Consider the following 9,345-nt stretch of genomic DNA (forward strand, 5'->3'; position numbering starts at 1 on the left):
AAGCCCTGAGTTAACGCTCAGGGCTTTTTTCTTATCTGTCGCCCAATTATTGCTAAACAAGCAAAAATCCTCTGCGTTTTACGATCTTTTTCTTCATAACCGCTGTAGCGATAATTCTCCTCAGTTAACAAACATTATGAATAACGAGGATTATATGACTCTCCCTGCATTTGGCCTGGGCACTTTCCGCCTGAAAGACGACGTTGTTATCGCATCTGTAAAAACCGCACTCGAACTCGGTTATCGTGCAATTGATACGGCACAGATCTATGAAAACGAAGCTGCCGTGGGTCAGGCCATTGAAGAAAGCGGCGTACCGCGTAGCGAACTGTTTATTACCACCAAAATCTGGATTGAAAACCTCAGCAAAGACAAGCTGATCCCGAGCCTGAAAGAGAGCCTGAAGAAGTTGCGCACCGACTATGTCGATCTGACGCTGATCCACTGGCCATCACCAAACGATGCCGTCTCTGTGGAAGAATTCATGCAGGCACTTCTGGAAGCGAAAAAGCAGGGCCTGACGCGTGAAATTGGCATTTCCAACTTCACCATTCCGCTGATGGAAAAAGCCATTGCCGCTGTTGGCGCAGACAACATTGCGACCAACCAGATTGAACTCTCTCCTTATCTGCAAAACCGCAAAGTGGTGGACTGGGCCAAACAGCACGGCATCCACATCACTTCTTACATGACGCTGGCTTACGGTAAGGCGCTGAAAGATGAAGTGATTATGCGCATCGCTGAGAAACATGATGCGACGGCTGCGCAGGTGATCCTGGCATGGGCGATGGGTGAAGGGTATGCGGTGATCCCATCATCAACTAAACGTGAAAATCTGGCCAGCAACCTGTTAGCTGTGGATCTTCAACTGGATGCTGACGACAAAAAAGCGATCGCTGCTCTGGAGTGCAACGACCGCCTGGTCAGCCCTGAAGGTTTAGCGCCAAACTGGGATTAAGTTTGACCCACCCTCTGTACACTTAACCCTCACACAGCTCCTCCGGGAGCTGTTTTTATATGCTCACTCAGAAAATCAATAAAGGCACGGATGCGTGTACTCACCGCTCTGTCGCTGTAATACACTGCGCTAAAAGGCATTTCGACCGGCAGACGTTTATCCGCCATCAGTTCCACAAGTTCACCACGCGCTATTTCCTTATCAATCATGTAGTCAGACAAACAGGCGATCCCGTTGCCTTCAAGACACAATTGCTTCAGCGTCTCCCCGCTGTTAGACGATAACCCGCAGGTGATCTCATGCAACTGACCGTCAGGGCAGGCGACAGGCCAGGTATTCAACGACACGGGTTCCGTAAAGCCCAGACACAGATGCTGTTTCAACTCTTCAACCGTTTCAGGTTTGCCATGTTCAGCGATGTATTGCGGCGAGGCGATAATTTTACGGTAGCTGGCAAACAAAGGACGCGCACGCAGGCTTGAATCCGTCAGTGTTCCCGCCCGGATCGCCACATCCACTTTGCGTTCGATAAGGTTGATAAAGGTCTCGGAGGAGACCAAAGAGAGTGTCATTTCCGGATAACGCTCACGAAAAGGTTTGATCAGCGGCATCAGAAAGTGCAGAACCACCGGTGTGGCCGCATCAATGCGCAGCAACCCACGCGGGGTGCTGCGTGTTTCCATGATCTCCGTCTCCGCTGCCGCCATCTCCTGCAGGACCGATTGTACGCGGCGGAAATAGCGCTCACCTTCCTCGGTCAGGCTGAGCTGCCGCGTCGTCCGGTTGAGCAGACTCACCCCAAGCTTCATCTCCAGTTTTTTTACCGCGCGGCTAATGGCGGAGTTAGCTTGCCCCAGCTGTTCGGCCGCACGGCTAAAACTGCCGCTTTCGACGACGGCGACAAAGATAGTCAGCTCTTCGGACGTAGCTTTCATTGTTGCACCACCTGCAAAATTCTATTGAGATTTTAACCATTTTTGTTATTTAACCACTGGCGCATACTGCCTGTCATCTTAATCCTGATGATACGGAGTATTTTATGCCACTGGCGCTACTTGCCCTGACGATCAGTGCCTTTGCAATCGGCACGACCGAATTTGTTATCGTAGGACTGGTTCCTACCATTGCTCACCAGCTTGCGATCTCGTTGCCCTCCGCCGGGCTGTTGGTCTCAATCTACGCCCTGGGCGTTGCCGTCGGTGCGCCAGTGCTGACGGCCCTGACCGGACGTTTCCCACGTAAACAGCTGTTAGTCGCGCTGATGGTGCTGTTTACCGCCGGCAACATTCTGGCCTGGCAAGCGCCGGACTACACAACGCTGGTGATTGCCCGCCTGTTGACTGGCCTCGCACACGGTGTGTTCTTCTCGATTGGTTCCACCATTGCAACCAGCCTGGTACCTAAAGAGAAAGCGGCTTCAGCCATTGCAATCATGTTTGGTGGGCTGACCGTCGCCCTGGTCACGGGCGTACCGTTGGGGACGTTTATCGGACAGCACTTTGGCTGGCGTGAAACTTTCCTGGCCGTCTCTTTACTGGGGGTCATCGCCCTGGTGGCCAGCCTGCTGCTGGTTCCGTCGAATATTCCCGGCCGGGCGAGCGCCAGCCTGCGCGATCAACTGAGAGTGCTTACGCACCCACGTTTACTGATCATCTATGCGGTTACCGCCCTGGGCTATGGTGGGGTATTCACCGCCTTCACCTTCCTGGCACCGATGATGCAGGATCTGGCCGGTTTCTCTCCCAATGCCGTGAGCTGGATTTTGCTGGGATACGGTATCTCCGTTGCGATTGGCAATATCTGGGGTGGCAAGCTGGCAGATAAGCATGGTGCGGTCCCGGCACTGAAATTCATCTTCGCTGCCCTGGTCGTGCTGCTGCTGATTTTCCAGTTCACGGCTTCGATACACTACGCTGCGCTGGTTACGGTACTCGTCATGGGGATCTTTGCTTTTGGCAATGTGCCCGGGCTTCAGGTTTACGTTGTACAAAAAGCTGAGCTCTACACACCAAATGCGGTGGATGTGGCATCAGGTCTGAACATTGCCGCATTTAATATTGGTATCGCGCTGGGCTCCATCATTGGCGGACAAACCGTCGCGCATGTTGGATTAACTCAGACGCCCTGGATCGGCGCGGTGATTGTCCTGGTGGCCTTCCTGCTGATTGGTCTGAGCGGACGTCTGGATAAACCTGCCCGTGTGGCACTGGGATGACGTGAGTAAGTGCTTGCTTACAAAACTGGAAAGCGGTTTCTCAGAAATTGCGTTGAAAGTATGACCTAAAGTCCCTATAACATTAGAACCAGTCCGTTTTCCGGGCTGGTTCATGTTATAGAGGCTGTTTCCAAAAGTGCGAAAAAATACCTATGCCATGCGTTATGTTGCCGGAATGCCCGCGGAGAGGATCTTGCCTCCGGGGTCGTTTGCGAGCATCAGCCAGGCATTGCCCGCCGGTACTCCGTTAAGTAGCGATGAAAAAATTCGCGTGCTGGTGTGGAATATCTTTAAGCAGCAGCGCGCCGAGTGGTTATCGGTCCTCAAGAACTTTGGAAAAGATGCCCACCTGGTTCTGCTCCAGGAGGCGCAAACCACCCCTGAGCTGGTCAGGTTTGCGACCACCAACTATCTCGCCGCCGACCAGGTGCCAGCATTTGTTTTGCCTCAACATCCCTCCGGTGTAATGACGCTGTCTGCGGCGCATCCGGTCTACTGTTGCCCCTTACGCGAACGCGAGCCTATCCTGCGCCTGGCGAAATCGGCGCTGGTGACGGTCTACCCGCTGCCGGATACCCGAATGCTGATGGTCGTGAATATCCACGCGGTCAATTTCAGCCTCGGTGTGGATGTGTATAGTAAGCAGTTACTCCCTATTGGCGATCAGATTGCGCATCACAGTGGGCCGATCATCATGGCCGGTGATTTCAATGCCTGGAGCCGCCCGCGCATGAATGCGCTGTACCGCTTTGCGCGCGAAATGTCGCTGCGTGAAGTTCGTTTTAGCGATGACCAGCGCAAAAAAGCCTTTGGTCGTCCTCTCGATTTTGTCTTCTATCGTGGTCTGAGCGTGCACGACGCCTCTGTTCTGGTCACGCGTGCCTCCGATCACAATCCTCTACTCGTCGAATTCAGTCCCGGCAAACCTGATAAATAATGGTGTGTCAGGTCTGCCGTGGGGCAGGCCTGTGCGGGTGCTGCCCTTTATTTTAAACTCACAAAGGACAGTACGATGACAACAACACATACCCATCATGACAACGTAGAAAAACAGTTCGGTTCTCAGGCAAATGCTTATCTGAGCAGCGCCGTACACGCTTATGGCCGCGATCTGGTGCGTCTCGGTGAACGCCTGGCGGCATTCCCGCAGGCCCACGTGCTGGATTTAGGCTGCGGCGCGGGGCATGCCAGCTTTACGGCTGCGCAGCAGGTGGCGCAGGTCACCGCATATGACTTATCCGGCCAGATGCTGGAAGTGGTTGCTGAAGCGGCAAAAGCGAAAGGGCTGCAGAACATTGCTACGCGCCAGGGGTATGCCGAATCCTTACCGTTTGACGATGCGTCATTTGAGGTGGTGATCAGCCGTTATTCCGCGCACCACTGGCATGATGTCGGCCAGGCATTACGCGAAGTCAAACGCGTTCTGAAGCCAGGTGGCATCTTCATTATTATGGATGTCATGTCGCCCGGGCATCCGGTACGCAATATCTGGCTGCAGACGGTGGAAGCGCTGCGCGACACCTCCCATGTGCAAAACTACTCTGCCGGAGAGTGGTTAACCTTTATCACTGAAGCGGGCCTGATTACGCGCGCGTTAATAACAGACCGTTTGCCGCTGGAGTTCAGCTCGTGGATCGCGCGTATGCGCACCCCGGAAGCATTGAGCCAGGCGATCAGGCTGTATCAGGAGAGTGCGTCCGCAGAAGTGAAGGCGTACTTTGAACTGCAGGATGACGGTTCATTCACCAGCGATACCATCATGGCTGAAGCCCAGAAAGCGGGATAAACAAAAAAGGCACCGAGGGGAATCGGTGCCTTTTTACCTTGCGATCGTGTCATCAGGAGTCTGGCGTAGCGCTGTTCTTCACAAACAGCGTCAGTTGGTCGCCTGGTTTCAGGTTGTCAGTATCATTGTTCCAGCGCATCACATCTTTGATGTTCACGCCGTGTCGTTTTGCGATACTGGACAGTGAATCGCCTTTGCGCACGCGATAGGTAATGCTATCGCTGTTGCTGGCGAGACGCTGTGCGCTACTCCCTGCACCTACCGTCAGCGTTTGACCGACTTTCAGGCCTGAACTGCGCAGGTTATTCCACTGCTGCAGATCGCTTGCCGTCACGCCAAGACGTGATGCAATACCCGAAAGCGTATCACCTGAACGAACCTTATAACTGCGGCTGTTGACGGATGATGCATCCGCGATCAGCGTTGACTGAACGGCGGCGATTTCACCCGAAGCTAAAGACTCGCGTAATTGCTCAGCATGCTTCTGCGGAACCATTACATACTGTGGGCCACTTGCCCCCAGGGTTGAGCCTTTAACGCCAGCATTAAAGGTTTTCAATTTACTGACCGACATACCCGTCATATCAGCGACCTGTTGAATATCAACCGGGTTGCTGAGGCGAACGCGCGCCAGTGCACGACTTTCGTCTGGTGTTGGCAGTTGTACACCGTAACGCTTGCTGTTCTTGAGAATATCACTCAATGCCAGCATCTTCGGTACGTAAATCTTTGTTTCCTGTGGCAGTGAGAGCGACCAAAAATCGGTGGATTTACCCCGTGCTTTATTCGCTTTCATTGCCTTCAGTACACGACCTTCGCCACTATTATACGCTGCGACAGTTAACAGCCAGTCACCGTCAAACATCTTGTTCAGACGTTGCATCATGTCGAGAGCGGCTGTCGTGGAAGCGACAACATCGCGACGCGCATCATAGTTGCGGGTCTGTTTCAGACCATAGTTTCGCCCGGTGCTCGGAATGATCTGCCAAATGCCTGCGGCATTGGCGCCAGACGTCGCGTGTGGGTCAAAAGCGCTCTCCACTATGGGTAGGAGTACCAGCTCCATAGGCATGTTACGTTTTTTAACTTGCCCGGCTATCCAGTACATATACGGCTCTGCCCGTAACGTTACATCGTGGAGATAGCTCTTATTTCTTAAATACTTCTGTTTCTGTTCGCGAATCCGGCTGTTTTCCGGAATTCCCATCTTTAGCTCGTCGCCAATAGAGGTCCACAAGTCTTGATCCTGCGCGAAAGATGTCCCATCGTCCATCCAGCGCGCTGCACTTGTAAACTTCCCTGCTTCCCCTTGACCAGCTGCAGAAAGGCTCTGTGCGTGCTGTTGTACGTTGCTGCCGTTCTGCGACTGGCAACCTACAAGCAGGACAGAGGCGAGTAATATCGCTTTTGCCTTCATGTGTGTGTCAATAGTTGCTTAAAAGACGAGCGATGATAACGGCGAATTTTTGAAAAGGCAACCCGCAATTATCTGAAGTTATCTTTCTTTGACCTTAACCATGCAAATCGCTCTTCTGGTTGTTGCAAATTTGTTTCTTGGTTAATTTTATTAATTAAATCAACATCATCTGTTCGTAAAAATAAATTAATCTGGCGCTCATTTTTCAGAATTACGGGGAGTGTATTTTGGTTTTTTGCACGTAACTCCTTCACTTTGTGGTAATAATCCTGAATCGCCCGATCCTCCGGTAACAGGCTAACAGCAAACTTCATATTTCCTAATGTGTACTCATGCGCGCAACAAATAATGGTGTCGTCAGGTAAGGCGCTAATCTTCTGTAAAGAGTGATACATTTGGGCTGGTGTGCCTTCAAAGAGTCTTCCGCAGCCTCCGGAGAACAGCGTGTCGCCGCAAAACAGATAAGGTTTACTGTAGAAACACAGATGTCCTGAAGTGTGACCTGGTGTAGCAAATACAGAAAACTCCCACTCGCCGATGAGGATATTTTTGCCCTCTTCGACTACGTGCGTGGTTCCCTTATCTTGTGTCTCTGCCGGTCCGTAAACCACAAGATGCGGAAAACGGGCGCGAAGCTCGCCAACACCGCCAGTGTGATCGTGATGATGGTGGGTCAACAGAATGGCTTCAGGTTGCCAGCCATTTTCCTTAATAGCGTACAAAACGGGGGCGGACTCTCCGGGGTCGACAATGACGCATCGACGTTGGTCGTCAACCAAAACCCAGATGTAATTGTCCTCAAAAGCAGGAATACTGATAAGATTCATACATTACCTCTTATAGCGTGGCGGGTGTGTTGATGAAACCGGCAAGGATACCTCAGACTGTCGCAGCACCGGAACGTTGGGCGGAATTGCCCTGGGGTGAATACTATCGCGAGGCGTTAGAACAGCAGCTCAGGCCCTGGCTCGCGAAAATGTATGGCTTTCACCTGCTTAAGATTGGCAATCTCAGCGCGGAAATCAATACCGAAAGCTGCGCTATCTCGCATCAGGTCAATGTCTCTCTCGGCGGATCGCCGGTTCAGGTGAAGGCCGACCCATTGCATCTGCCGTTTGCCGAAAAATCCGTTGATGCGTGTTTGCTCGCGCACACGTTACCCTGGTGCAGCGACCCGCATCGTCTGCTTCGCGAAGCCGATCGCGTGCTGATTGATGACGGCTGGCTGGTACTTAGCGCCTTCAATCCGCTGAGTCTGATGGGGCTGCGTAAGCTGGTGCCGGTGCTGCGCCGCACCCCACCTTACAACAGCCGGATGTTCACCATGATGCGCCAGCTTGACTGGCTTTCACTGCTGAATTTTGAAGTGCTCAGCTACGGTGGTTTTCAGGTGCTGCCCTGGGCGCGGCAGGGGGGCGTCGTGTTGAGCACCCATCTGCCTGCACTGGGCTGTTTGCAGTTTATTGTGGCGCGTAAGCGAACCATTCCTCTTACGCTTAATCCGATGAAGCAGAGCAAATCGAAAACGCCCATCCGCCAGACCGTGGGCGCCACGCGACAGTACAAAAAAAACGATCAGGCGTCGGGCTGATAGCCCGCATCTTCATGAGCGGGGTTGGCCGCCGCCGCCCGCGCCAGTTCGTCGCAGCGTTCGTTTTCCGGATGGCCGGCGTGGCCTTTTACCCACTCCCACTTTATTTCATGCTGCCCCAGCGCGGCATCAAGCCGTTTCCAGAGATCGACATTCTTGACCGGCTTCTTATCGGCGGTCATCCAGCCGCGTTTTTTCCAGTTGTGGATCCACTGGGTGATCCCCTGACGCACGTACTGGCTGTCGGTGCTTAACACCACGTCACAATGCTCTTTTAGCGCCTCCAGCGCCACAATGGCCGCCATCAACTCCATCCGGTTGTTGGTGGTCAGAAAATAGCCTTCGCTAAAAGTTTTTTCATGCTGGCGATAGCGCATAATCGCACCGTAGCCGCCAGGCCCTGGGTTGCCGAGACAAGATCCATCGGTGAAAATTTCTACCTGTTTACGCATCTCTGGTAGACTTCCTGTATTTGAAACGTTCAGTTAAACGATAAGTCTGACATAAATGACCGCTATGAGCACTGCAATTACTCGCCAGATTGTCCTCGATACCGAAACCACCGGTATGAACCAGATCGGCGCGCACTACGAAGGGCATAAGATCATCGAGATCGGTGCCGTTGAAGTGGTGAACCGTCGTCTGACGGGGAACAACTTCCACGTCTACCTGAAACCCGATCGGCTGGTGGATCCCGAAGCGTTCGGCGTTCACGGTATTGCCGATGAGTTCTTGCTGGATAAGCCGACCTTTGCGGAGGTGGCGGACGAGTTTCTGGAGTATATCAAAGGCGCTGAGCTCATCATCCACAACGCCTCGTTCGATATCGGCTTTATGGACTATGAGTTTAGTAAGCTCCAGCGCGATATTCCGAAAACAAATACGTTTTGCAAGGTCACCGATAGCCTGGCGCTGGCGAGGAAAATGTTCCCCGGCAAGCGTAACAGCCTTGACGCACTCTGTTCGCGCTATGAGATAGACAACACCAAGCGAACGCTGCACGGGGCGTTGCTCGATGCCCAGATCCTGGCTGATGTCTATCTGGCGATGACGGGTGGCCAGACGTCAATGAAGTTCAGCATGGAAAACGAATCCCAGCAGACGCAGGACGAAGCGGGTATTCAGCGCGTCGTTCGCCAGGCCAGTCGGTTGCGGGTTGTTTTAGCCAGCGATGAAGAGCTGCTTAACCACGAATCCCGTCTGGATCTGGTGCAGAAGAAAGGCGGAAGCTGTATGTGGCGCGCCTGAAAAAGCGCCGGAATGCCTGTAAAATCATCGTTCGGGCGATTTTTGCAGCAAACGATTCAAAACGTGAGAAAAAGCATTGACGGGATCGGAGGCACACCGTAATATGCGCCTCGTTCCCCAAACGGGAACA

10 protein-coding genes are annotated in these 9,345 nt (G+C 52.9%); 6 read left to right on the forward strand and 4 right to left on the reverse strand.

Annotated features, from left to right (window positions below):
- Window positions 1-154 precede the first annotated feature (154 nt).
- The gene (gene dkgB, locus C5687_RS22795; protein ID WP_104558045.1) at window positions 155-958 is read left to right on the forward strand and encodes a 2,5-didehydrogluconate reductase DkgB; all 804 of its coding nucleotides are present in this window, start codon (window positions 155-157) and stop codon (window positions 956-958) included.
- A gap of 29 nt (window positions 959-987) precedes the next feature.
- On the opposite strand, the gene yafC is transcribed toward dkgB, so the two are convergent.
- Complete coding sequence (gene yafC, locus C5687_RS22800; RefSeq protein ID WP_025757612.1) at window positions 988-1,893, reverse strand: DNA-binding transcriptional regulator YafC; 906 nt, start codon at window positions 1,891-1,893, stop codon at window positions 988-990.
- Window positions 1,894-1,997: 104 nt separating this feature from the next.
- Between yafC and C5687_RS22805 the strand changes: the two genes are divergently transcribed.
- The 3 genes from C5687_RS22805 (at window position 1,998) to C5687_RS22815 (ending at window position 4,959) form a co-directional block, all read left to right on the forward strand.
- On the forward strand, window positions 1,998-3,173 hold the full coding sequence (locus C5687_RS22805; RefSeq protein ID WP_104558047.1) for an MFS transporter: 1,176 nt from the start codon (window positions 1,998-2,000) through the stop codon (window positions 3,171-3,173).
- A 136-nt stretch (window positions 3,174-3,309) separates the two neighbouring features.
- Window positions 3,310-4,110 carry an endonuclease/exonuclease/phosphatase family protein gene (locus C5687_RS22810; RefSeq protein WP_024909448.1) on the forward strand — a complete coding sequence of 267 codons (801 nt, stop codon included), beginning with the start codon at window positions 3,310-3,312 and terminating at the stop codon, window positions 4,108-4,110.
- Between the two features lie 75 nt (window positions 4,111-4,185).
- On the forward strand, window positions 4,186-4,959 hold the full coding sequence (locus C5687_RS22815; protein WP_104558049.1) for a class I SAM-dependent methyltransferase: 774 nt from the start codon (window positions 4,186-4,188) through the stop codon (window positions 4,957-4,959).
- Window positions 4,960-5,011: 52 nt separating this feature from the next.
- Here C5687_RS22815 and mltD read toward each other — a convergent pair whose 3' ends face one another.
- Entirely contained in the window at window positions 5,012-6,376 is a 1,365-nt protein-coding gene (gene mltD, locus C5687_RS22820; RefSeq protein ID WP_032672480.1) for a murein transglycosylase D, read from the reverse strand.
- Window positions 6,377-6,444: 68 nt separating this feature from the next.
- Window positions 6,445-7,203 carry a hydroxyacylglutathione hydrolase gene (gene gloB / locus C5687_RS22825; protein ID WP_104558051.1) on the reverse strand — a complete coding sequence of 253 codons (759 nt, stop codon included), beginning with the start codon at window positions 7,201-7,203 and terminating at the stop codon, window positions 6,445-6,447.
- Window positions 7,204-7,235: 32 nt separating this feature from the next.
- Here gloB and C5687_RS22830 point away from each other — a divergent pair, with 32 nt between their 5' ends.
- On the forward strand, window positions 7,236-7,967 hold the full coding sequence (locus C5687_RS22830) for a class I SAM-dependent methyltransferase (RefSeq protein WP_025757605.1): 732 nt from the start codon (window positions 7,236-7,238) through the stop codon (window positions 7,965-7,967).
- On the opposite strand, the gene rnhA is transcribed toward C5687_RS22830, so the two are convergent.
- Complete coding sequence (gene rnhA, locus C5687_RS22835; RefSeq protein ID WP_025757603.1) at window positions 7,952-8,419, reverse strand: ribonuclease HI; 468 nt, start codon at window positions 8,417-8,419, stop codon at window positions 7,952-7,954. The genes C5687_RS22830 and rnhA overlap by 16 nt on opposite strands.
- Before the next feature lie 64 nt (window positions 8,420-8,483).
- Here rnhA and dnaQ point away from each other — a divergent pair, with 64 nt between their 5' ends.
- Window positions 8,484-9,215: a DNA polymerase III subunit epsilon gene (gene dnaQ / locus C5687_RS22840; protein ID WP_045285097.1), complete on the forward strand. Its 732-nt coding sequence runs from the start codon at window positions 8,484-8,486 to the stop codon at window positions 9,213-9,215.
- Window positions 9,216-9,345: the final 130 nt, after the last annotated feature.

The sequence above is a fragment of the Enterobacter sichuanensis genome (genome assembly GCF_002939185.1).
Taxonomy (GTDB): Bacteria; Pseudomonadota; Gammaproteobacteria; order Enterobacterales; family Enterobacteriaceae; genus Enterobacter; species Enterobacter sichuanensis.